The sequence below is a fragment of the Aurantimonas sp. C2-5-R2 genome (assembly GCF_036549495.1).
GTDB lineage: Bacteria > Pseudomonadota > Alphaproteobacteria > Rhizobiales > Rhizobiaceae > Aurantimonas > Aurantimonas coralicida_A.
Map to the genome: position 1 here is coordinate 1 of NZ_JAZHLJ010000038.1, position 22,587 is coordinate 22,587.

At 64.5% G+C, this 22,587-nt stretch carries 16 protein-coding genes, 2 pseudogenes and 1 other annotated feature; of the genes and pseudogenes, 10 read left to right on the forward strand and 8 right to left on the reverse strand.

Translation table 11 applies throughout. The features are described 5' to 3' along the window. A pseudogene (locus tag VQ044_RS15490) lies at positions 1–251 on the forward strand (transposase); the annotation flags it as partial. 471 nt (positions 252–722) lie between these two features. Here the strand turns inward: VQ044_RS15490 and VQ044_RS15495 are convergent. Then, positions 723–2,081, reverse strand: a pseudogene (locus VQ044_RS15495) (SulP family inorganic anion transporter); the annotation flags it as partial. 84 nt (positions 2,082–2,165) lie between these two features. Continuing rightward, positions 2,166–2,219: a sequence feature (sul1 is cis-regulatory element that is thought to sense ions involved in sulfur or methionine metabolism; They are found in Alphaproteobacteria), on the reverse strand. Positions 2,220–2,359: 140 nt separating this feature from the next. Here VQ044_RS15495 and pdeM point away from each other — a divergent pair. Then, positions 2,360–3,079 (forward strand): ligase-associated DNA damage response endonuclease PdeM, encoded by a 720-nt coding sequence (gene pdeM / locus VQ044_RS15500; protein ID WP_327646695.1) that lies wholly within the window; start codon positions 2,360–2,362, stop codon positions 3,077–3,079. Between the two features lie 16 nt (positions 3,080–3,095). On the opposite strand, the gene VQ044_RS15505 is transcribed toward pdeM, so the two are convergent. The 4 genes from VQ044_RS15505 to VQ044_RS15520 form a co-directional block, all read right to left on the reverse strand. Further along, positions 3,096–3,611: a DUF3429 domain-containing protein gene (locus VQ044_RS15505; protein WP_327646696.1), complete on the reverse strand. Its 516-nt coding sequence runs from the start codon at positions 3,609–3,611 to the stop codon at positions 3,096–3,098. Positions 3,612–3,622: 11 nt separating this feature from the next. Further along, positions 3,623–4,516: a TIGR02186 family protein gene (locus VQ044_RS15510; RefSeq protein WP_327622613.1), complete on the reverse strand. Its 894-nt coding sequence runs from the start codon at positions 4,514–4,516 to the stop codon at positions 3,623–3,625. Between the two features lie 2 nt (positions 4,517–4,518). Further along, complete coding sequence (locus VQ044_RS15515; protein WP_327646697.1) at positions 4,519–5,442, reverse strand: sulfite exporter TauE/SafE family protein; 924 nt, start codon at positions 5,440–5,442, stop codon at positions 4,519–4,521. 129 nt (positions 5,443–5,571) lie between these two features. Then, a complete protein-coding gene (locus VQ044_RS15520; protein ID WP_327646698.1) occupies positions 5,572–9,324 on the reverse strand; it encodes a peptidoglycan-binding protein in 3,753 nt (1,250 codons plus the stop codon). A 237-nt stretch (positions 9,325–9,561) separates the two neighbouring features. Between VQ044_RS15520 and VQ044_RS15525 the strand changes: the two genes are divergently transcribed. The 4 genes from VQ044_RS15525 (at position 9,562) to VQ044_RS15540 (ending at position 13,626) form a co-directional block, all read left to right on the forward strand. Beyond that, a complete protein-coding gene (locus VQ044_RS15525) occupies positions 9,562–10,095 on the forward strand; it encodes a MerR family transcriptional regulator (RefSeq protein ID WP_327622616.1) in 534 nt (177 codons plus the stop codon). Between the two features lie 238 nt (positions 10,096–10,333). Then, positions 10,334–12,130: an acyl-CoA dehydrogenase C-terminal domain-containing protein gene (locus VQ044_RS15530; RefSeq protein WP_327646699.1), complete on the forward strand. Its 1,797-nt coding sequence runs from the start codon at positions 10,334–10,336 to the stop codon at positions 12,128–12,130. 22 nt (positions 12,131–12,152) lie between these two features. Further along, positions 12,153–12,425: a hypothetical protein gene (locus tag VQ044_RS15535; RefSeq protein WP_327646700.1), complete on the forward strand. Its 273-nt coding sequence runs from the start codon at positions 12,153–12,155 to the stop codon at positions 12,423–12,425. Then, positions 12,418–13,626 carry an acetyl-CoA C-acetyltransferase gene (locus tag VQ044_RS15540; protein ID WP_327646701.1) on the forward strand — a complete coding sequence of 403 codons (1,209 nt, stop codon included), beginning with the start codon at positions 12,418–12,420 and terminating at the stop codon, positions 13,624–13,626. The genes VQ044_RS15535 and VQ044_RS15540 overlap by 8 nt, the downstream gene beginning before the upstream one ends. Before the next feature lie 85 nt (positions 13,627–13,711). Here VQ044_RS15540 and VQ044_RS15545 read toward each other — a convergent pair whose 3' ends face one another. After that, positions 13,712–14,491 carry an EAL domain-containing protein gene (locus VQ044_RS15545; protein WP_327646702.1) on the reverse strand — a complete coding sequence of 260 codons (780 nt, stop codon included), beginning with the start codon at positions 14,489–14,491 and terminating at the stop codon, positions 13,712–13,714. A gap of 160 nt (positions 14,492–14,651) precedes the next feature. Between VQ044_RS15545 and VQ044_RS15550 the strand changes: the two genes are divergently transcribed. Beyond that, positions 14,652–16,859, forward strand: a complete 2,208-nt coding sequence (locus tag VQ044_RS15550; RefSeq protein WP_327646703.1) for an FAD-dependent oxidoreductase — start codon at positions 14,652–14,654, stop codon at positions 16,857–16,859. A 281-nt stretch (positions 16,860–17,140) separates the two neighbouring features. Beyond that, a complete protein-coding gene (locus VQ044_RS15555) occupies positions 17,141–18,232 on the forward strand; it encodes an SH3 domain-containing protein (protein WP_327646704.1) in 1,092 nt (363 codons plus the stop codon). A 61-nt stretch (positions 18,233–18,293) separates the two neighbouring features. Here the strand turns inward: VQ044_RS15555 and VQ044_RS15560 are convergent, their stop codons facing one another. Continuing rightward, positions 18,294–19,673 (reverse strand): L-serine ammonia-lyase, encoded by a 1,380-nt coding sequence (locus VQ044_RS15560; protein ID WP_327646705.1) that lies wholly within the window; start codon positions 19,671–19,673, stop codon positions 18,294–18,296. 182 nt (positions 19,674–19,855) lie between these two features. Next, positions 19,856–20,899 carry a YihY/virulence factor BrkB family protein gene (locus tag VQ044_RS15565; protein WP_327622624.1) on the reverse strand — a complete coding sequence of 348 codons (1,044 nt, stop codon included), beginning with the start codon at positions 20,897–20,899 and terminating at the stop codon, positions 19,856–19,858. Between the two features lie 265 nt (positions 20,900–21,164). Between VQ044_RS15565 and VQ044_RS15570 the strand changes: the two genes are divergently transcribed. Together VQ044_RS15570 and VQ044_RS15575 are read left to right on the forward strand one after the other, a co-directional pair. Beyond that, positions 21,165–21,809, forward strand: coding sequence for a S24 family peptidase (locus VQ044_RS15570; protein ID WP_327622625.1), 645 nt, complete (start codon positions 21,165–21,167; stop codon positions 21,807–21,809). Between the two features lie 55 nt (positions 21,810–21,864). After that, the gene (locus VQ044_RS15575; protein ID WP_327646706.1) at positions 21,865–22,569 is read left to right on the forward strand and encodes a thermonuclease family protein; all 705 of its coding nucleotides are present in this window, start codon (positions 21,865–21,867) and stop codon (positions 22,567–22,569) included. Positions 22,570–22,587 lie beyond the last annotated feature (18 nt).

The window sequence follows — 22,587 nt, forward strand, 5'->3', positions numbered from 1 at the left end:
TGTCCAAGGCTATCCGGGCGACCTTCGGCAAGGACAGCCTGATCCAGCGCTGTCAGATCCACAAGGCGCGCAACATCATGGATCGCCTGCCGAAAGAACTTCATGCCTCGACACGCCGGGTGCTGCGTCAGGCCTGGGAACTCGATGACGCAGACAAGGCAGAGAAGCTGATCCGCAACCTCGCACGCCGGCTCGAACAGGACCGGCCGGGCGTCGCCGCGAGCATCCTGGAGGGTCTCGACGAAATCCTCNTCACAAGCAATTGCCGATCCTCAGGGCCGCCCTTCTTGCCCATCAGCAGCGCCTTGCTGAAAAGTTCGTTGCCCCTGCTTCGAGGGCCGCGTAACCTTCAACCCGGCATCGCCGCTCAACGAAGTTCAACAAACTTCGGGACCTTAGGGAGGGCATGACGGTGTGGACGGCGGACACAGTTTCCCGTTCTCGCAAGAATCAATCTTGCGAGTCTGGTGCTGCTCGACTATGTTGGGCGCTGACGTTTAGGGCGCTTCAACAAAGCCGTTCCGAAATCCCAAAACCCCTTGCCGCTGCTAACGGCGAGGGGTTTTTCGTTATGCCCTCGTTTCCTTCTCGATCAGCAACCTCAATGCTTCTTCGATAAGCGGCGCGCGACCCGGCACGGGAATGTCCCGGTCTCTGTTGAAACTCTGAAGTGGGCGGCGTTGCCCGCCTCGAGCCGTTAGGCTCGGGGTGCCGATTCCACTGAGGAGNATCCCCAGCGCGCCGACCCCGGACAGATCCCAGATATGGGCGCGGCCGACGTCGATGGTGACCTTGTCGATGGCTTCCTTGAAGTCGAAGGCGGCGATGAAATCCTCGGCCGAGGCGAAGAACACCTGCCCCTGGACGTGATAAGTCCGGTGCGTCCGATCCTCCGACAGCTTCGAGGTTACGGCGAAGATCTGCGAGACCTTGGAGGCGAAGAAGATGCCCGACAGCATGACGCCGACAAGGACGCCGATGGCCAGATTGTGGGTCCACACGACGGTGATGACCGTGGCGAGCATCACCGCGCTGGAGCGGCGCGGATGGGTGCGCAGATTGACGAAGGAGTCCCAGCTGAACGTTCCGATCGACACCATGATCATGATCGAGACCAGCGCCGCCATCGGGATCACCGCCACCCAGTCGCCGAGCGCGACGATGAGGAACAAGAGCGTCACGCCCGCGAACAGGCAGGAGAGCCGCCCGCGACCGCCGGATTTCACGTTGATGACCGACTGGCCGATCATCGCGCAGCCGGCCATGCCGCCGAAGAAACCTGTGACGGTGTTGGCGATGCCCTGCCCGTAGCATTCGCGGTTCTTGTCCGAGCCGGTGTCGGTGAGGTCGTCGACCACGGAGGCGGTCATCAGCGATTCCAGCAGACCGACGATCGCGATCCCGGCCGAATAGGGCAGGATGATGCGCAGCGTCTCCAGCGTCAGCGGAACGTCGGGCATGAAGAAGTAGGGCAGCGTCGAGGGCAATTCGCCCATGTCGCCGACGGTGCGCAGATCGAAGCCAAAGAAAAGCGACACGGCGGTCAGCACCACGATGGTGACCAGCGGTGACGGCACGGCGGTGGTCAGCCGCGGCAGCAGATAGATGATCGCCAGCCCCGCCGCGACCATGACGTAGGTCATCCACGGCACACCGACCAGCTCGGGAATCTGCGCGAGGAAGATCAGGATCGCCAGCGCGTTGACGAAACCGGTCATCACCGAGCGCGACACGAAGCGCATGGCGTCACCGAGGCGCAACAGGCCAGCGACAAGCTGCAACAGGCCAGCGAGGATCGTCGCGGCGAACAGATATTGCAGGCCGTGATCGGCGACCAGCGTCACCATCAGGACAGCGGTCGCGGCGGTCGCCGCCGAAATCATGCCAGGTCGGCCGCCGAAGATCGCAGTCAGCACGGCGATCGAGAAGGAAGCGTAGAGCCCGACCTTCGGATCGACCCCAGCGATGATCGAAAAGGCGATGGCCTCGGGGATCAGGGCCAGCGCCACGACGAGACCGGAGAGGAGATCGCCACGGACATTGCCGAACCAGTCGGCATAAAGATTGCGAGTCGAGAACATCGGCTCCGAAGACATCTGGACGCCAAATTGCCGCGACGGACCGGGCGACGGTGCCGCGGAACGGTTCGGTCAATGTGGCGTCTGGATTGGCCGGGGGATCGGCGCCCGGCATAGCCACCCGCGCGGAGCGGGTCCTTATGTGCGGCGCACTCATCGCCGATCGCGGCGCTCAAATCAACCCATGCCGTTGCGAGACGTCGTGTCGCCTTGCCTTTGCCCGAATGAAGGGTTCGATAGGAACGAAACGCGAATCACCGGATGATAACGGATCTCTGAGAATGAATGCGCTGGCGCGGCGGATGCGGCAAACCGAGTGCGAGGGGCTCGAAACGACCCTTGCCGACGCGGCGGTCGTCTGCGACCCGTCCGGCGTGCTTTACGCGCCGTCGGAGCGCCTGCTGATCGTCTCGGACCTGCATCTGGAAAAGGGCGCGGCCTTTGCTCGCCGGGGCAGTTTTTTGCCGCCTTACGACACAGCGGCTACCTTGGCGCTGCTCGGTTCAGCGCTCGCCCGCTACGACGCCCGGCGGGTGATCTGTCTCGGCGATTCCTTTCATGACCGTCATGGCGCGGCCTTCATGCCGGCGACCTATCGCGAGACGCTCGCCCGCCTGATGGCCGGGCGCGAGTGGATCTGGATCACCGGCAACCACGACCCCGAGCCGCCGGCGCGGATCGGCGGCGAAACCCTTTCGGAGATCGCCGTCGGGCCGTGGCTCTTTCGGCACGAGCCGAGCCGGGACTATCGAAGCGGCGAAGTTGCCGGGCATCTGCATCCGATCGCCCGCGTCGCCGGCGCGGGCAGCTCGACACGCGGCGCGTGCTTTGCCAGCGACGGCAACCGGATGATTCTGCCGTCCTTCGGCGTCACCACCGGCGGGCTTAATGTGCTCGACCGCGCCTTCCACGGCTTGTTCGACCTTCGGTTCGCCAAAGCCTACGTGATCGGTCTGGCGCGCATCTACCCGATCGGCTTCCGCGCGCTCTGCCACGGCTAGCAGGCCCGGATACGCCTCAATAGGTGGAGGCGAAGGCGACGAGCTGACACAGAACGACGACGCCCGTGAGCACCAGCCGTAGCCGGCCGAACCAGGCGGGCAGTTCGCGCCGACGCGCCGCGAGCATATCCCACGCACCTTGCAGCGCGAAGGCAGCCGCGAAACCGGCAAAGACCCAAGGGCTCGGCACGAACAGCAAGATCCAGCCGGCCAGCGACGGCAGCACGGAGAGGATTAGCACGCGGCGCCGATGCGCGTGCGACACCATTCCGATCCCCCAGCGGATGCCGCCGAGAAAGGCGAGGATCGTCGCCGAATAGCCGGAAAACGCCAGGACGAGCATCGGATAAGCGATGAACGACCGGCCGGCATAGGCGAAGATCACCGCCATCAGCACAAAAGGAACCAGTCCGAGGACGCCGAGCGTCCACGCCGTCTTGTGGGAAGCATAGACCGACGCGGTGGAAGCGGAGAGGGTTTCGGCGACCTGTCGCGCCGACCGATCGGGCGTTTCTAAATCTGTGTTCGTCATTGACGAGTAAACTAATCGCGCTTGAAAACGATCCGTCCGAACCATCCGGTGAAGATCGCCAGCGCCACCGCGAACAGCCCATAGAGAAAGCCGTAGCGGGTGGCGAAATCGTCGATCAGGCTCTCGAGACCCGTCTTGACCACGACCAGCGCTTCCGAATCGCCGCGAATGAACACCCCGCTGCGGAACAGATAGGCGCGCACCGTATGCCGGCCGACCGGAAGATCGGCGGGGAGCCGCAGATCGGCGCGAAACAGCGTCGGACTGACGAATTCGACACTGCCAAAGCTCTGGTTGTAGAGGCCGGACTCCATGCGGATCCGGCGTAGCGCGCTCGCATATTGATCCCGGTTGACCACAGGGTCGCCCTCGCCGTCGACAGCGGATTCGCCGATGATCACCTGGCCAACCGGTTCGGTGACTATCGCCGCGCCCACGGTCTCGGGATCGCGGATGTTCAGCCGCAAATCGTCGATCCCAAGGGAAAGGCTGACGCGCAGGCTCTCGCGCGTGATATCGGACAGCGGGCGGGTCGATGCGAGCGCATAGGATTCAGGCGAAGCGTTGAAGGTTTCCGACCCCCGGTTGATCCATATTCCGAGAGTACGCTCCTTCTTGCGCACCACGACCGGCCGGCGCGGACCGACGAGTGCGACGACGATATCGTAGCGTTGTTGCCGCAAGAGACGGGCATCGGCGTTGTCGAGCGCCCCGAAGACCACGAGCCGCGCACCGGTAAAATTCGACGTGATGGCGATCTCGTTGGTCGACAGGCCGATTTCGAAACTTTCCACCTGTTGCGCTCTAGCCGGGACAAGCAGCGCGACAACCGCCGCCAGCGCGGCCGCAATGCAGCCGGACGATGGGCTGAGGCGGTGCGTGCGAGTGCGTTGACGGCCGGTCATCCTCACTCTCCAGTGGGCGAGCTGATGGAATAAAATTCGGTTGGCGTGATCACCAGTTCGAAGCCGAGGCGCAGACCGACGGCCAGGACGAGCAGGGCAAGCAGGGCTCGCAGCTGGTCGCCGCGCAGCCGCCGCCCCGCCGCGGCGCCGAATTGCGCCCCGACTACGCCGCCGAGCATGAGGAGGAAGGCCAGCACGATGTCGATGGTGAAATTCGTCGCTGCCTGGAGAACCGTGGTGACCGCGGCCGTGAAAATGATCTGGAACAGCGACGTCCCGATCACGACGTTGGTCGGGACCCGCAAGAGGTAGATCAGCGCCGGCACCATGATGAAGCCGCCGCCCACGCCCATGATCGCGGCAAGGATGCCGATCAAAAAGCCGAGCCCCAGCACCGGGATCACCGAGACATAGAGTTTCGAGCGCTGGAACCGCATCTTCAGCGGCAGTCCGTGCACCCAATTGTGCTTGCCCGAGCGACGAAATTCGCCGCTGCCGCCACCCGATACCCGTCGCATCGACTGGATGCTCTCAACCAGCATGAGCCCGCCGACACCGCCGAGGAAGATGACATAGAGAAGCGAGACGACCAGATCGAGCTGGCCGATTCGGCGCAGCAGGGTGAACAGAGCTACGCCGGCCACCGAGCCGACGGCGCCGCCGACGAGAAGCACGCCGCCGAGCTTCAAGTCGATCGTCCCGCGCTTGTAATGGGCGAGCGCGCCGGAAAACGACGATGCGATGACCTGATTGGCGCCAGTCGCCACGGCGACCGCGGGCGGCACGTTGTGGAAGATCAGGAGCGGCGTGATCAGAAATCCGCCGCCGACCCCGAACATGCCGGAGAGAAAGCCGACGGCCGCCCCCATCCCGATGAGGACCAGGACATTGACCGAAATTTCCGCAATCGGAAGGTAAAGGTTCACGGCGGGTCGGCTCTTTGCTCGAAGGAGCCAGAAAGACAAACGGGTCCAACCGTCTTGGCCCGAACCCCCGCGCCTGTCAAACGCCGATGTGTGTCAAGGTCAATGGCGCGGCCGTTGACCCTGTGGGCGTTATCCGTCCTTGCGCGCCAAAAGAGCGCGGATCAGCGCCTCGTTGATGTCGCCGCTGGGCTGTAACCCCGCTTCCTTCTGGAACGACTTGATTGCCTCGGTCGTCTGCGCGCCGGCGATCCCGTCGGGAGCGCCGGGTTCATAACCGAGCTTGATCAAGATCGCCTGAATGTTGCGGACGGCCCGGGTCATGTCGATCGAAGACGTTTGGATCGGGTCGTTTTCCTTGTCGGTCCACTCTTTCGGCATCTCGACCGTGTTGACCGTTTCGTCGCGCGGCTTCGGCTTGAAGGCCGCGACCTTCGCTTCGGCCAGTTTGCTCTGCTCCGGCGTCAAGGATTTCTTGATTTCGTCCCGCTTTCGCCCGGCGTCTTCGTCGCCGGCCGTCGCGACGATGGAGAACCATTTGAACGATTCAATGAAATCGACTTCTACGCCAGCGCCACGCGCGTAGAGAATGCCGAGATTGTACTGGCTGTCGGTCATTCCGAACTCGGCGGCGTTCTCGAACCAGCGTGCCGCCAGTTTCGGGTCGGACTTGCCGTCGACACCGGTCGCGTAGAGAACGGCGAGGTTGTGCATGGCGCGCACATTGCCTTGGTTTGCCGCCTTCACATACCAGTCGCGCGCCAAAGAGGTGTCGCGGATGACGCCATTGCCCTTCTCGAAAAGTGTGCCGAGACTGTATTGCGCCGGCGCAAAATCGCGTTCGGCCGACAGCATGAACCACCTCGCCGCGGCTTTGGCGTCCGGTTCGTCCTTGCGCCCCTCCATCAAGCGCAACCCGACTTCGAACAACGCTTTCGGGTCACCATCACGGGCCGCGCTGGCGAGTGCCTCATTACCAATGGTTTCCGGCATGGACGGGATCGCGGCGCCCGCGGCCGGCGCCGTGCCGGCCTGTGCCTCCAGGGAGCGGCTCACCAGCGAATCCTGCATGGCATCGCCGGCTGCGGGCGCGCGGGCTTCGCCTGCCCCTGCCGGCCCGGCCGGCTCGCTGTTCTCGGCCTGCGATGCTGGCAAAGTGGCGGCCGGCAGGACGAGCCCGTCCGGCATCGTCGACGGCGTCGCGACCCCGGATGCCTGCTTCGCTTGCGCATCGTCGCTCGACATATCCGCCGTGGCGGCGACGGAGGCGGCGGGCTTCTCGGTCGGGGCGGACGGCGTGGCCGCGATAATGGACGGTCCGGATTCGTCATCGGAATCCGGGATCGACGTCAACGCCTGGCCGAGCGGCAAGGCCATGAGCGCCAGAAGCACCGCGCCAATCGCCAAAAGGATCGGCTTGCGGCGGCGCGAAATCATGTCGGTCAGGCTGACCTTGCCGGCCGCGGGGTGCGGCTCCGGGCCATCGAGGCTTTCGGCCTCGGCCGCCGCCGCCATGGCCGCGCGGCGGGCGGCAGCGATAAAGTCGGCCTTGCCGTCTGGACCGCCATCCTTCGAACGACCCGCCTGTTGCGCCCGAACCCGCTCGAGCAGCGCTGTGATGTCGGGCGTGCCCGATCCGATCGCCAGCGGTCGGTTGGCTTCCGGCGTATCGAAAATGTCGGCGGCATCCAGTGACGGCGCTTCCAAGGCGCTATGGGACGTGCTCTGCTCGCGGGTTTCGACATCGGCGTCGAACAGCATCAGTTCGGGATCGTCGCCCCGCCGTGGGAACCGCGCGGCGGGATCGGCCGTGTTGCTCGCGACCGCGGATTTTCTCCCCTTCAGGGTGCGCGCGAGAACCCCGCGCAGACCTGAAGCCTCGGCGGCCATGGCGGATGTCGCGGCCGCGTCGGTCGGGGCGGCCGGCGGATTTCCGAGGACCACCGGTTCGTCCCGGCGTGTGCGCCCCTTGCCGGTAATCTCGCTCTCGATCTGATCGATGCGCTCGACGAGCTTCAGCAACGTGGAATGCACGGTGCGGAAAAAATCTTCCGATTGCGCGCCGCTGTCTCGCGACAAGGCTTCCAGCGCGCGCAGATCGTCGGAAAGACGGGCGACGTGTTCGCTCTGTCGAAGATCGCCGCTTTCGATCATCTGACGAACCGCCTCGTCGGCGGCCGTGCGTGCCGAGACGATGATATCCTCGCGGTGTTCATCGAGCCGGCGCTCGATGTCGGCGAGACGTTGGTCGAGTTCGGGATCGCCGATCGCCGCCGGCACGCCGTTCTCGCCGATCTTTTGCGACAGCCGCGCGATCTGGGTTTCGAGAGCCTTGACCATCTCCTCGTCGACCCGCGGCGCGGAGACCTCTTCCAGTCGCTCTGCAAGAGACTGCAGGCGGGCTTCCAACGCCAAAGCCTTGACGGGGTCGCCGTCGCCCGCGCTGACGAGAGTTTCAAGCTGCAGCGAGAACCGCTCGATCCGCTCGGCCAATTCCTGCGCCGCATTGTCGCTGGACAGCGCCTCGATCCGATCGGCGAGTTCGCCGATGCGATCCGACAGAACCGTCGAATCGCCGTCTTCGGCGAGTTCGTCGACCCGGGCGGTGAGAGATTGAAGACGTGCCTCGATGCGTTCGACTGGGCTCATGTCGATCGTCGGCGTGCGGTGTGCGGCCGCCATGATCGCACGTGAGATCTCGTCGAGCCGTTCATCGAGCAGGGCGAAGTGATCCAGGTCCAATTCGTCCTGCTGGCGCTTGGCCAGAGTCTCGATGCCGACCGCCAGGGTATGGACCCGCCTTTCCAGCGGCCCGATGGCGAGGGTTTCCGGCAGTTTGGCGAGAGCGGCCTCGAGCTGCTCCATCCGCTCGCCCATCGCTTCGATCTTGCCTTCGATCTCGCGCGAGGCGAACCGATCCTCGAGCGCGCCCCAGCGTTCCTCGACGGCACGCATGGACTTTTCGGAGGCAAGCGTCTCAAGCTTCTCGCGCAGATTGTTCATCTCGGTCTTCAGGAGATCCGACAAACCGGCCCCCTCGCCTGCCGCCGGCGCCGCGAGATAACGATCCTCGAACTCGTCCCAGCGGCGCTCGACCGCCTTGACTTGCTCCTCGCTCGCGAGCGTGCCGAGCGATGTGCGCAAACGCTCCAACTCGTCCTTCAACTCGTGCCTGGCCTTGCTCTCATCTTCCGATTGTCCGGCAAGCTTGGTCTCGAACATGTCCCAACGGCGACTGACGGACTGAACGCTCTCCTCGCGCGCCGTGTCACCGACCAGACCGCGGATCGCTTCTAGTTCCTCACGCAGCGAGCGGACCGTCTCGTGATCCACGCCATTGTCGACCATTCGGGTCAGGCCGTTGTCGACCTTGGATATCTCGGCATCGATTCGGTCAGCACTGGCCCGTTCGGCGATCATCTTGCGCAGATCGTCGAAGGCCGCGCGCATGTCGTCGAAACGCGGCTGCAGACTCTGTGTCATGTCGTCGCGGAGTTCCGCACGCAGCCGCTCAAGCTGTTGGGCAAGGTCCGCCATTGCCGCGGAACCTGCGTCGTCGCCCTTGGATACGCCGTGCCCCTCGGCCGACGAGCGTTGCCGCGCTGGCCCAGCTTCAGGCTCCCCCGGCTCGCGCTCCAGCATCTTCTGCCGCATCACGATCTGGGACACCGCGTCCGAAAAGGTCGGACGGGGGGCTTTCGTGAGACCGCCGGCCTCCGCCGGGCCGGGCACCGGTGTCTTGCTGCCCGGCCGCTCGCGCTCCTGCTTGGCTGCCGTGACGCGCGAGAGCCGCTGCTCAAGTTCCTCCAGGGTACGGCTGAGCGCATCGAGCGAGGAAGCCTCCTCCGGCTTCCGACCGTTTCCCTGTCTTGTGTGATCGGCCATCTCAGCTTTCCCGGTCGGCTGGAGCCCCGTGATCGGCTCTGTCTCGTCGGCACGTGCTCGCGCGGTAAGTTCGAAAAACTGACCCGAACATGGTAAATGATCGGTTAACGCAATTACGATCTCGTTAGGGATTAACCGCATAAGCCGGCCCGAAACTGGACCGGGAATTGACGCAGCGTCTTGTAACAGCCTCATTTAAAGCGATATTCAGTTCCGGTGCGGGTCCAGCGGCCCCGTTTGACCGCGCTGCGTCTTTGCGAAGTGCGTTCTGGAAATTTGCGCGAATACGGAAATCTGCTCATGCCAAACTTGAAGCCAGTCGAAACGGCGGACGAAGAGTCTTCCGTCGACATCGATTTTCTGCTGGGCCGAAGCCAAGAGGCCGCCTCGCAAAAGTCAGTGTTCAAAATCGGCGATCTTTCGAAGGAATTCGGCGTCACCCTGAGAACACTGCGGTTCTACGAGGATCGCGGCCTGCTCTCACCGGAACGCCGTGGCACCACCCGGCTTTACAGCCGCCGGGACCGGACCCGGCTCCGGCTCATCCTGCTGGCCAAGACATTGGGCTTCTCGCTCACTGAGGCGAAGCAGCTCATCGAGATCTACCACCAGCCCAACGGCAAGCGGAAGCAGATCGAGGTGGCGCTGGAGCGCTTCGAGGAGCAGCAGCAGATCCTCTACGAACAGCGGGATGAAATCGAGGATTCGATCCGTGCGATGACCGTATCGATCGACCATTTGCGCCAAAAACTGGGCGAATTGGACGCCTGATCCGTCCCGCTCGGCATCGGCCTGCAACGATCCGTGAAGCTGGGTGAGCCGATTCCGATCGAATCTCCCCATAGCTACAAACGGGCGCGACCGCCTTACGGCGCGCCCGCATAATCCCAGACTGGTGTATGATAACAGAGCCCGCCGGCGCGCCCGGCGGCGAAGACTTGGCGCTCTTATTGACGTTTACGTAAAAGATATTCATACCGTCTCCGACCGACCGCGACGGAGGAATGACATGCCGACCTATCAGGCGCCCATCGAAGATACGCTGTTCGTCTTGAACGACCTGCTCGGCTTCGAACGCTACAGCAATCTTCCGGGATTCGCCGAGGCCTCGCCGGACATGGTCGAAGCGATTCTCGGCGAAGCCGGGCGCATTGCCGGAAAAGTGCTGCAACCGCTCAATCAGCAGGGCGACCGCGAGGGTTGCTGCCGCTCCGACGACGGTTCGGTGACGACGCCGGCGGGCTTCAAGCAAGCCTATGAGACTTGGCGCGAGGGCGGCTGGGGAAGCCTCGCCTTCGACCCGGCCTATGGCGGCCAGGGCCTGCCGCACACGCTGGCCACCGCCGTCGGCGAATACATGTCGGCCGCCAACATGGCCTTCGCCATGTATCCCGGCCTGACCGCCGGCGCCATCGCGGCCATTTCCTCCCACGGCACCGACGAGCAGAAATCGACCTACCTGCCGAACATGATCGAGGGATCGTGGACCGGCACGATGAATTTGACGGAGCCCCATTGCGGCACCGACCTCGGCCTGCTGCGCACCAAGGCAGTCCCGCAAGACGGCGGCGGCTACGCCATCACCGGCCAGAAGATCTTCATTTCCGCCGGCGAGCATGACCTCGCCGAGAACATCATCCACCTCGTTCTCGCCCGGATCGAGGGTGCGCCCGAGGGGGTCAAGGGTATCTCGCTGTTCATCGTGCCGAAGTTCGTCCTCGACACGGAGGGTAAGCCCGGCCGGCGCAACGGCGTCGTCTGCGGCTCCATCGAGGAAAAGATGGGCATCCACGGCAACGCCACCTGCGTCATGAACTACGACGACGCCACCGGCTATTTGATCGGCGAGGCCCACAAGGGCCTTCGGGCGATGTTCACGATGATGAACGAGGCGCGGCTGGGCGTCGGCGTGCAGGGGCTGGCCTTGTCCGACGTCGCCTACCAGAACGCCGTCGCCTATGCCCGCGAACGCACCCAGGGCAGGTCCCTGTCCGGCGTCAAGGCGCCCGACAAGAGCGCCGATCCGATCATCGTCCATCCGGACATCCGCCGCATGCTGATGACCATCCGCTCGATCAACGAGGCGGGCCGCGCGCTGGTGCTGTGGACGGCGCTGAAGGGCGACCTGTCGCATCGCTCCGCCGACGCGGCCGAGCGCCAGGCGGCGGACGACTGGATGGGCTTGATGACGCCGGTGATCAAGGGCGTTCTCACCGACAAGGGCTTCGACAATGCCGTGATGGCCCAGCAGGTCTATGGCGGTCATGGCTATATCGGCGAATGGGGCATGGAGCAGTTCGTCCGCGACGCGCGCATCGCCCAGATCTACGAAGGCGCGAACGGCATCCAGGCGCTCGACCTCGTCGGCCGCAAGCTCGGCCTGAACGGCGGCCGGGCGGTGCAGGCCTTCTTCGCCGAGGTCAGCCAGTTCTGCGAGGAAAATCGCGGTGACGAGCGCATGGCGCCGATCACCAAAGCGCTGAAGAAGGGCCTCAACGACCTGCAGCAGGCGACCATGTGGCTGATGCAGAACGCCATGGCCAAGCCCGACAATGCCGGGGCGGCTTCGACCGACTACATGCATCTCTTCGGTCTCGTGGCGCTTGGCTATATGTGGGGGCGCATGGCAAAGATCGCCGAGGAGAAGATCGCCGCCGGCGCCGACGGTCAGACCGCGTTTCTGGAGAAAAAACGCATCACCGCCCGGTTCTTCATGGAACGGCTGATGCCTGAGAGCGCCGCTCATCTCGCCCGTATTTCGTCCGGAGCCGACGCGATGATGGCGCTGGAGGCCGACGCGTTCTAACCTTCGGCGTGAGGAGACCGAGATGCCGACGAAGCGCCTGCCGTTGCCGAAGCGCCTCCCCTTGCCGAAGCGAATGTCCGTCGCGCTGACGCAGGAGGTCTATGATCGGCTGCGGGCACTGAATTCGGGTTATGGCCTGTCGAACAATTATCTCCTGACGGTGCTCTTGTCGCGCCTCGACGACTATGCTGACCCGGACCGGCTCGCCCGGGTCTTCGACGATTTCATCTCAGAGTATGGTGCGCCGTCGCCTGGCGGCATGGGCGCCCGCAAACCGGAGAAACCCGATGGCTGAAGCCTTCATCTACGATCACGTCCGCACACCCCGTGGCCGCGGCAAGAAGGATGGCGCGCTGCATGAGGTGCCGGCCGTGCGGCTCGGCGCGAAGGTTCTCGAGGCGGTGCGCGAGCGCAACGGCATCGACACCAAAACCGTCGACGACATCATCTTCGGCTGCGTCGATCCGGTCGGCGAGGCCGGCTCGGTGATCCCCAAGGCATCCGCCTTCGAGGCCGGTTACGACTTTGCCGCCCCCGGCATGCAGATTTCGCGCTTTTGCGCGTCCGGTCTCGACGCGGTCAATCTCGCCGCGGCCAAGGTCGCGCAGGGAGCCGACGACATCGTCATCGCCGGTGGTGTCGAGTCGATGTCGCGGGTGGGCATGGGCATGTCCGGGGGCGCCTGGATCATGGACCCGTCGGTGGGCATTCCCTCCTACTTCATGCCGCAGGGGGTATCAGCCGACCTCATCGCGACCAAATACGGCTTCTCGCGCGACGACGTCGACGCCTATGCCGTGGAAAGCCAGAAGCGCGCCGGCAAGGCCTGGGACGAAGGCCGCTTCGCCAAGTCCGTCATCCCTGTCAAGGACCAGAACGGCCTGACCATCCTCGACCGTGACGAACACATGCGCCCGTCCACCGACATGCAGTCGCTCGGCAGCCTCAACGCCTCCTTCGCCATGCATGGCGAAATGGGCGGCTATGACGCGGTCGGCATCCAGGCCCACCCCGAGATCGAGGCGGTGAACCACGTCCATCACCCCGGCAACTCGTCGGGCATCGTCGACGGCGCGGCTGCAGTGCTGATCGGCTCCAAGGCTGGTGGCGAGGCCCTCGGCGTGCGGCCGCGGGCCCGGATCAGAGCCTTCGCCAATATCGGCTCGGACCCGGCGCTGATGCTGACAGGGCCGGTGGACGTGACGGAAAAGCTGCTCAAGCGCTCGGGCATGTCGCTGTCGGACATCGACCTGTTCGAGCTGAACGAAGCCTTCGCGGCGGTGGTGCTGCGCTACATGCAGGCCTTCGATATCGACCACGACATCATCAACGTGAATGGCGGCGCCATCGCCATGGGGCATCCGCTGGGGGCGACCGGGGCGATGGTGCTCGGCACCGTCCTCGACGAGTTGGAACGTCAGGACAAGAATTTCGCGCTGGTGACACTGTGTATCGGCGCCGGCATGGGCACGGCGACGATCATCGAGCGGGTATAGGATGCGCAAAGGTTCCGAGAAAGGCGCCCTTGTTCTCATCGACTTTCAAAGTCAGTCTCCGGGTCGCCCGATCTCGAACGAACGCTCACGCGTAATGGTGGCGCATGACCTGCGTGCCGACGTCCGGGCCGATAGCGGGCAGCGCCTCGAAGGCCGGCTTGGCGAAGTAATAGCCCTGGAAGAGCTTCACGCCCGCCGCTTTCAGGTTGACGAATTCGGCTTCGGTCTCGACGCCTTCGGCCAGAACCTTAATGTCGAGCTCACGCGCGACGAACAACATCGCCGCGATGATTGCCTGGCGAGCGCGCGAGGTGTCGATGCCGCGCACCAGCTTCATGTCGATCTTGATCAGGTCGGGCTGGAAGTCGGCGAGAAGCCCCAACCCGGCATAGCCGGCACCGAAGTCGTCGAGCGCCGTGGTGAAACCCATCCGGCGGTATTCGGCGATAATGTTCTGGAGGTGGCCGATGTCGGACACCTTTTCGTCCTCAGTGAACTCGAACATGATGGAATCGAGCGGAAAGTCGGCTTTCCGGGCAGCAGCAAGCGTGGCACGAAGGCAAGCCGCCGGCTCGTAGACGGCATTCGGCATGAAGTTGATCGAGAGCTTGGTGCCGCTGCCCGGCGTGAACAGTCGGCTGGCAAGTTCGATCGCCTTCACCCGGCAGGCCTGGTCGAACCGATAACGCTGCTCGGGCTCCACCTTGGACAGGATCGCGTAGGCGCCCTCGCCCGAAAGACCTCTGACCAGCGCTTCGTAGCCCCAGACCCGCTCGGTCGCGACATCGTAGATCGGCTGGAATGCCATCGAGAAATCGAAATCAAGCGGACGGGACGTTTGGCACCCCTCGCATGTGGTGGTCATGGTCACGGTTCCTCGCAATGGCCGATTGTCCTGGATCCTTACCAAACAACGGTTTCGCAATTCTGAAAACACGATCGCCTTGTCCGGCCCGATGCGACTGGCAGACAAGAATTTCCTCAGCCGGCAATCGATGCCGGCAGACAAGACCGGGAGCGGACCAATGAGCTACGAGAACTTCACCGTCGAAACCGATGCCGACGGCATCGCGCTGATCATCTGGGACATGCCCGACCGGTCGATGAACGTCTTCACAGCGGCGGTGATGGACGAGATCGACCGCATCGTCGATCAGATCGTCGCCGACGCTGCGATCAAGGGCGCCGTCATCACTTCGGGCAAGACCGGCTCCTTCACCGGCGGTGCCGACCTCAAGATGCTGTCCGGCATGTTCGCAAGCTTCGAGGCGAAGAGGTGCGAGGACAAGGACGCGGCGATCCAGGAGCTGTTCGACGGCGTCGGACGCATGTCCTGGCTCTGGCGCAAGCTGGAGACCTGCGGCAAGCCCTTCGTCGCGGCGATCAACGGCACCTGCATGGGCGGCGGCCTCGAACTCGCATTGGCCTGCCACGGCCGGATCGCGGCGGCCGGGGCCAAGATGGGCCTGCCGGAGGTCAAGGTCGGGATTTTTCCCGGCGCCGGCGGCACTCAGCGCGTGCCGCGCCTGACCGACACCCAGTCGGCGTTGCAGATGCTGCTCAAGGGCTCGACGCTTTCGGCCGAGAAGGCCAAGGGCATGAAGCTGATCGACGCGGTGGTGGCGGCAGACGAACTCGTCGCCAAGGCCAAAGAGATGCTCAAGGCCGGATTGTCGCCGGTGCAGCCTTGGGACCAGAAGGGCTTCAAGCTGCCCTCCGGGCCGGTCTATTCGGCGCAAGGGGCACAGGTCTGGCCAGCGGTCGCCTCACTCTACCGCAAGGAGACCAACGATAATTATCCCGGCGCCCGCGCCATCGTGAAATGCGTCTATGAGGGCCTGCTTTTACCAATCGACGCGGCGCTGCGGGTCGAGCAGCGTTACTTCACCGAGGTCCTGCAGACGACCGAGGCAGCGATGATGATCCGCTCGCTGTTCGTCTCCATGCAGGAGCTCAACAAGGGCGCGCGCCGGCCGGCGAACGTACCGGCCTCGCAGCTGAAAAAAATCGGCATCGTCGGTGCCGGCTTCATGGGTGCGGGCATCGCCTATGTCGCAGCCCAGGGCGGCCTCGACGTGGTGCTCATCGACCGCGACCAGGACGCCGCCGACATGGGCAAGGCACATTCGAAGACGCTGATGGACAAGCTCGTCGGTCAGGGCCGCGCCAACAAGGAACAGGCCGAGGCAGTGCTCGCCAGGATCATTGCCACCTCCGACTATGATGCGCTGAAAGACGCCGATCTCGTCGTCGAGGCGGTGTTCGAGGATCGCGACGTCAAGGCCGAGGTGACCCGCATGGTAGCCGCCGTCCTGCCGAAAACCGCGATCTACGCCTCCAATACCTCGACGATCCCGATCACAGGTCTTGCCGAAGCCTTCGACGATCCGGAGCGCTTCATCGGCATCCACTTCTTCTCGCCGGTCGACCGGATGATGCTAACCGAGGTGATCCTCGGCGAAAAGACCGGCGACAAGGCGCTGGCTGTCGCGCTCGACTTCGTGCGGGCGATCAAGAAGACGCCGATCGTGGTCAACGACACCCGTGGCTTTTTCGCCAATCGTTGCGTGCTGCGTTACATGTCGGAAGCCTACGACATGCTGGTCGAGGGCATTCCGCCGGCGATGATCGAGAACGCGGCAAAGTTCGCCGGCATGCCGGTCGGGCCGCTCGCCCTCAACGACGAGACCGCCGTCGATCTGTCGCTTCGGATCATGAAGGCGACTATGCGCGACATGGGCGACGATTCCGTCGACCCGCGTCATTTCAAGCTGGTGGAGCAGATGAACAGCGATGGCCGGCTGGGTCGCAAGGCCAGCAAGGGCTTTTACGATTATCCGGCCAAGCCCGCCAAGAAGTCGCTGTGGCCCGGCCTCAAGCAGATGTTCGAGCAGCAGCCGGCCGACGGCATCGACTTCGAGGAATTGCAGCAGCGCTTCCTGGCGACCATGGCGCTGGAGGCCGCCCGCACCATGGAGGAAGGCGTCGTCGTCGATCCGCGCGAGGCCGATGTCGGTTCGATCCTCGGTTTCGGCTACGCGCCCTACACCGGCGGCACGATCAGCTACATCGATGGCATGGGCGTCAAGGCCTTCGTCACGCAATGCGACAAGCTGGCGGACCGGCATGGCGAGCGCTTCCGGCCGACGCCGCTGTTGCGGGAGATGGCGGAGAAGGGCGAGAGCTTTTACGGTCGCTTTCCGCCGAAGCCGCCCCAGGCGAAGGCTGCCTGAGGCCAGCGCCAGGCCGGGACGATGATCGCGCATCTGCGGCGATCTGGCGCTGCCTCTTGGCCCAACTGAGCCGGCTGTCGAGCCGAAAAACGCAAAAAGAGTCAGCTTGCCGGCGAATTTGAGTCGCTCAGACCCCTGATTGGCCATAATTCGCGGGTTTAACCTTCGCCTAGGGATATCGCGCATGGCAGGCCAAACGGGCCTGTCGAGAGATTGCGACCTTGAACCGGTGCGGCGGATGAACGTCCGGCCCGAGAGGGGGTCGGCAAGGAGACGTCTCAATGACGACAGGGGATGGATTGCAAAGCGGGGGACGCGCGAGCGAAGCTGAGCTGTTGAAGCGGCTGGCTGAGCGCCGGACCGACTTTGAGCAGGCGCAGGCTGAAACGCGTGAAAGCGCAAGTTTCGCGCGCTTTTTCTCACGCCGTAAGCCGGCTGCGGGACCGACTCAGAACAAGCCGAACCGTTGGGAACCTCGTGAATCGGTGGGCGGTCTGCGGCGCCGACCGGTCGCTGCGTATCTGACGATGACGCTCGTCTCGGCGGTGGCTGTCGGCGCCGTCGCGCTGCTGGCCATGTCTTCAGGCGGCGATGCCGCCTCCAACGGCCCGGCGGCGATGACTGCTCGCGCTCCGGCGGCGGAAAGCGCGGCAACAGCCGCGGCCTCGGCCGCGCGCACGCCTGTCGAGGCCGCGATGGCGTCGTCCGCCAGCGACACGCGGGCGGCGGCGTCCGCCAGCGACACGCGGGCGGCGGCGCTGGAGACCCCAGTTGAGTTGGCGGTCGAGCCGGTCACGGTCCCCGCGGCCGAGACCGATGCGCGGCTTCGCCTCACCACTGAGGACCTGCCGAAGAGCGCGGCTGACGCTCCCGCGCCGACCAGCGATGCGGTGGCGGTAGCGCTTGCCCTGCGTCTGCCTTCGGCGCCGAGCGAAGCCACCACCGGCCTGTCGGCGGATCTTTTGACGACCGGAAGTATCACATCCCTCGTCGGCCAGCGTCCGATCGTCAGTGCACCGGTCGGCGCGGATGGAACGCCCGATATGGCGCGCTGGGCGATCCCGGAGACCGATCCTGTCAGCGAGCCGACGGCGGGCTATGACGCGGCAGAGATCGCCGCGTCGGAGACGACGGCCGAGGAACCTGCGGTCGAGGCGGCGTCTGGCACGGAGGCCGAGCCGGAAGCCAAGCCCACGGCCAGCGTCAAGGTCGCGGTCAACCTGCGGGCCAAACCGGACAACGGCGCCAAGGTGATCGCCGTGCTGCCCAAGGGACGGACGGTCGAAGTCCACGGTTGCAAACTGTGGTGCGAGGTTTCCGCCGACGGCAAGCGTGGCTTCGTCTTCAAGAGCTTCGTCAGCCGCAGAGGCTGACCTTGCGAACCAAGATCGTGCTTCCCCATCCGGGACGCGTGTGAACGCCCCGGATGTCAGGTCAGCAAAGCGTGACGTTCACGGCGAGGCCGCCGAGGGCGGTCTCCTTGTATTTCTCGCTCATGTCGACGCCGGTCTGGCGCATGGTCTCGATGACGCTGTCGAGCGAGACGAAATGCGTGCCGTCGCCCTTGAGGGCCAGCCGCGCGGCGTTGATCGCCTTGACCGCGCCCATGGTGTTGCGCTCGATGCAGGGAATCTGGACAAGCCCGCCGATCGGATCGCAGGTCAGCCCGAGATTGTGCTCCATGGCGATCTCGGCGGCGTTCTCGACCTGCCGCGGCGTTCCGCCGAGGACAGCGCAAAGCGCGCCCGCGGCCATCGAGCAGGCGACGCCCACCTCTCCCTGACAGCCCATTTCGGCCGCCGAGATCGAGGCGTTCTGTTTGTAGAGCGCCCCGATCGCCGCGGCGGTCGCCATGAAATCCACGACCCCCTCATCGGACGCGCCGTGAACGAAGCGTTCGTAGTAGGCGAGCACCGCTGGAATGACGCCGGCGGCACCATTGGTCGGCGCGGTGACGACCCGCCCGCCCGCGGCGTTCTCCTCGTTGACCGCCAGGGCGTAGAGATTGACCCAGTCGAGCGTCGTCAGCGGGTCCCGCAAGGCTCTTTCTGGGCGTTTCAGAAGTTCGCCATGAAGCTGCTTGGCGCGCCGCCGGACCTTGAGACCGCCCGGCAGAATCCCTTCCATGCGGCAGCCGCGTTCGATCGATTCGAACATGGCGTCGCGGATGGCGAGAATACCATCGCGGACCTCGGACTTGGAGCGCCAGGTTTCCTCGTTGGCAAGCACCAGTTCGGCGATCGACAGGCCTTTGGTTTCGCAGATTTCCAGAAGCCGGTCGGCGGAACCGAATTCATAGGGCGCCCGCGCGTTGGTCAGGACCGGCGCCTCACCGGCGGCGTCTTCGGCGGACATCACGAAACCGCCGCCGACGGAGTAGTAGTCGGCGGTATCGATCTCGGCCCCCGCCGCGTCGAAGGCGGCAAAACGCATGCCGTTGGAATGGTGGGGCAACCGCTCGCGCTTGAGCATCAGCAGTTCCTCGCCGTCTCGAAAGACGATGCGCTGCCCGCGATCGAGCTGCAACTCGCCCTTGTCGCGAATATAGACGTAGAGATCCTCCGCATCGTCCGGATCGAGCGTGTCGGGCTTGAGCCCGGCAAGGCCGAGCATCACCGCCTTGTCGGTGCCATGCCCCTTTCCGGTCAGCGCAAGCGAACCGTAGAGTTTGACGACGATCCGCGCCGCCGCGCCCTTCAGCCCGCGATCGTCAAGGCGATCGAGGTAGCGCCTGGCCGCCCACATCGGCCCGACCGTATGCGAGGACGACGGGCCGATCCCGATCTTGAAAAGCTCGAAAAAGCTGACGGACATGAGGCCTCCAGAAAAGACGAACTCGGAGGGAGCCGAGCATCCCCCTGTGTGGGGATGGTCCGCGGCCACGCCGAGCATTGCGCCGCTTACACCATCAATGCGGGCGCCCCCGTCTGGTTTGCGACGAATCCGACGCGCGGGCGACTCGATCGGACCGCCCGGACGGAAGCAGACCAGCACGATCAGCCGAAAAACCCGCGCTTCTCGGCGGTCGGGTCGGGATTGCGCCGCGAACTCTGCCCTACCGTATCCGCCACGCGCGCACCGCGGGTCCCGATGGGTTTGGCCGGCGGCTTGGTCGTGTCCTGAGCCGTCTGATGCTCCATCTCGGCGTTGATCTCCGCGCCGATGATAAAGATCAGCGAGGAAATCCAGACCCACATCATGAAGCCAATCACGGCGCCGAGGGAACCGTACATCGCGTTGTAGTTGGCAAAGTTCTGGAGATACCAGGAAAAGCCGATCGAGGCGGCCACCCAGACGACCGCCGCCAGTACGGCGCCGAACAGCACCCAACTCCAGCGGGCGCGATTGCGGCTCGGTCCATAGCGATAGATCAGGGCGATCGCCACCACGATCAGAAGGAAAACCACCGGCCAGCGCATCGCGGCGATCAGGGTTTCGGTGAAACCGCGCAACCCAAACAACGCCATCACCACCGGAACCACGCCGACCATGGTGATCAGAACGATGCCGATGAAGATAGCGCCGAGGGTGAAGCAGAGCGCGATGAGATTGAGCTTGATGAAACTACGTCTTTCGCTCTCGCCATAGGCGACGTTCATCGCCTCGAACAGCGTCTTGATGCCGTTATTGGCGCTCCACAGCGCGAACAGGGAACCGAAAATGAAGCCGATCGACAGGGAGGACGGTTTCTGATTGACCAGATTGTCGAGTTGCGCCTGAAGAAGTTCGGTGCCGGCCTGTGGCAGGAAACGGCCGGCAAAGGCGATATGCTCGCTGATCGTCGCCGGATCGTTGACGTAGCCGTAAAGCGAGACGAACACCGCGAAGGCCGGAAATAGCGCCAGGAGCAGATAGAAGGTCGCCCCCGCCGCGATCAGCATCACCCGATCCTCCCAGAACGAGTGATAGATCCTGAGGAGGATATCCTTCCAGCCCTTCCAGGGAATCGAGAATGGCCCGGCGGCCTCGCGGCCCCGGCCAGGTTCACTGGCCCGGCGGCGCATCTCGTCGCTGGCGTGTGCCATGAATTTGCCGTCCATCCGCCGATCCATCCTCCCGTTCGACCCCGCGCCCTCTCGCCGCGACGGATTGAACCGGTCGGTCATAGAGAAAACCTGTCACAGGAATAGCATAATCTCGATGTGGTTCCGGCCGAACCTTTAGCCGCACGAATTCTTTGCGCTTGGGGATAGCCGCGCTATTTTCCGTGAAATTTGACGTTGCGATATGGACAAGGTCCGCTCGGCACTCTATGAGCGTTCAAGGTATATATTCCTTTGCCGCTGTCGCCACGAGTCCCACACGATGTTTTCGCATGACCGGATCTGGGCCGCCATCGACGCCCTCGCCGCCCGCAACCAGCTATCGGCCTCCGGGCTGGCGCGGCGCGCGGGCCTCGATCCCACCACTTTCAACAAGTCGAAGCGAAATGCCGGAGACGGACGACCGCGCTGGCCATCGACGGAATCCCTTTCCAAGGTCATCCATTCGACGGGCACGAGCCTGGAGGAATTCACGGCGCTGGTTCGCGGCAGTGGGGACGAGTTGTCGCCCACGCGCGGAACCGCCAGCGTGCCATTGCTCGGCTTCGCCCAGGCGGGGACCGGCGGTTATTTCGACGATGCCGGCTTTCCGGTCGGTCAGGGCTGGGACGAAATTTCGCTACCGACGACCGGCGACGAAGCCGTTTATGCGCTGGAAGTGTCCGGCCATTCGATGATGCCGCTTTATCGCGACGGCGACGTCGTCATCGTCTCGCCGAGTTCGTCGGTCCGCCGCGGCGACCGGGTCGTCGTGCGAACCCGTGACGGGGAGGTGATGGCGAAGATCCTGCAACGCCGAACCAGCCGCAGCATCGAACTCGGCTCGGTCAATCCCGACTATCCCGACCTCCATTTCGCGGTCGACCAAATCGAATGGATGGCACGGATACTCTGGGCCAGCCAATGAGGCGGTCCGTGTTGCTAAAACCTGCGGGCCGGCCGGCGGATGCCCGCTGTCCGGCATGATTCGCGCGCTGTTCATCGCAGCGGCGCTGGTCGCACTGGTCGTGCTCCTTATCCGTCTCTCGCCGCTCGGCGAGCGCGGAGCAGCAGAGCCCGGTGCACCGCAGCAGATTCCAGCCGGCGAGAACGCTTCCATCGAGAACCCGCCAGATTCCGCGGATCGGCCAGCCCAAGCTGATTCAGGAACGCCCTCCGTTGTCGCGCCCGACCGCGATGTGACGCCCGGCGGCTTTACCCGCGGTCAACGCGCCGGCGAGGCCTTCGACCGCCTGCCGCCGCGCCGGCCCCTGTCAACGCCGGCGGTCGAGGAGGACGAGACGCCGAGGAGCACGCGGCAGGTGCTGCTTCCTCGCCCGGTCGCCGTCGACGCGGCCCATCTGAAAATCGGCGACGGCACCATCGTCCTTACGGGCATCGACCCGCTCCCGCTCGGCGAGACATGCGAAGCGGACGCCGGCGCCTGGCCCTGCGGCATGCGGGCCCGAACGGCGCTGCGGGGGTATCTGCGCTCCCGCGCGGTCCGCTGCCAGGCACCGGAAGATTTCGGCCGGAAACCGGAGACGATCGAGAGCGCCTGTACCCTGCAAGGCAACGACGTCGGCGCGTGGATCGTGCGCAATGGCTGGGCGAAAGCGGTCACCGGCGGCCCCTATGAGGACGCCGAGACCGAGGCCCGGCGGGAGCGCCGCGGCGTCTGGCGATAAGGACGGCTGCCGGCGGCG

What these genes read in the sequence shown, in the direction of transcription:
- VQ044_RS15510 (WP_327622613.1), bottom strand. Translation starts at nt 4,516, where the DNA reads ATGACCGGCCGTCAACGCACTCGCACGCACCGCCTCAGCCCATCGTCC.
- VQ044_RS15560 (WP_327646705.1), bottom strand. Translation starts at nt 19,673, where the DNA reads ATGTCCGTCAGCTTTTTCGAGCTTTTCAAGATCGGGATCGGCCCGTCG.
- VQ044_RS15545 (WP_327646702.1), bottom strand. Translation starts at nt 14,491, where the DNA reads ATGACCACCACATGCGAGGGGTGCCAAACGTCCCGTCCGCTTGATTTC.
- VQ044_RS15530 (WP_327646699.1), top strand. Translation starts at nt 10,334, where the DNA reads ATGCCGACCTATCAGGCGCCCATCGAAGATACGCTGTTCGTCTTGAAC.
- VQ044_RS15505 (WP_327646696.1), bottom strand. Translation starts at nt 3,611, where the DNA reads ATGACGAACACAGATTTAGAAACGCCCGATCGGTCGGCGCGACAGGTC.
- VQ044_RS15555 (WP_327646704.1), top strand. Translation starts at nt 17,141, where the DNA reads ATGACGACAGGGGATGGATTGCAAAGCGGGGGACGCGCGAGCGAAGCT.
- VQ044_RS15535 (WP_327646700.1), top strand. Translation starts at nt 12,153, where the DNA reads ATGCCGACGAAGCGCCTGCCGTTGCCGAAGCGCCTCCCCTTGCCGAAG.
- VQ044_RS15565 (WP_327622624.1), bottom strand. Translation starts at nt 20,899, where the DNA reads ATGGACGGCAAATTCATGGCACACGCCAGCGACGAGATGCGCCGCCGG.
- pdeM (WP_327646695.1), top strand. Translation starts at nt 2,360, where the DNA reads ATGAATGCGCTGGCGCGGCGGATGCGGCAAACCGAGTGCGAGGGGCTC.
- VQ044_RS15575 (WP_327646706.1), top strand. Translation starts at nt 21,865, where the DNA reads ATGATTCGCGCGCTGTTCATCGCAGCGGCGCTGGTCGCACTGGTCGTG.
- VQ044_RS15550 (WP_327646703.1), top strand. Translation starts at nt 14,652, where the DNA reads ATGAGCTACGAGAACTTCACCGTCGAAACCGATGCCGACGGCATCGCG.
- VQ044_RS15540 (WP_327646701.1), top strand. Translation starts at nt 12,418, where the DNA reads ATGGCTGAAGCCTTCATCTACGATCACGTCCGCACACCCCGTGGCCGC.
- VQ044_RS15570 (WP_327622625.1), top strand. Translation starts at nt 21,165, where the DNA reads ATGTTTTCGCATGACCGGATCTGGGCCGCCATCGACGCCCTCGCCGCC.
- VQ044_RS15520 (WP_327646698.1), bottom strand. Translation starts at nt 9,324, where the DNA reads ATGGCCGATCACACAAGACAGGGAAACGGTCGGAAGCCGGAGGAGGCT.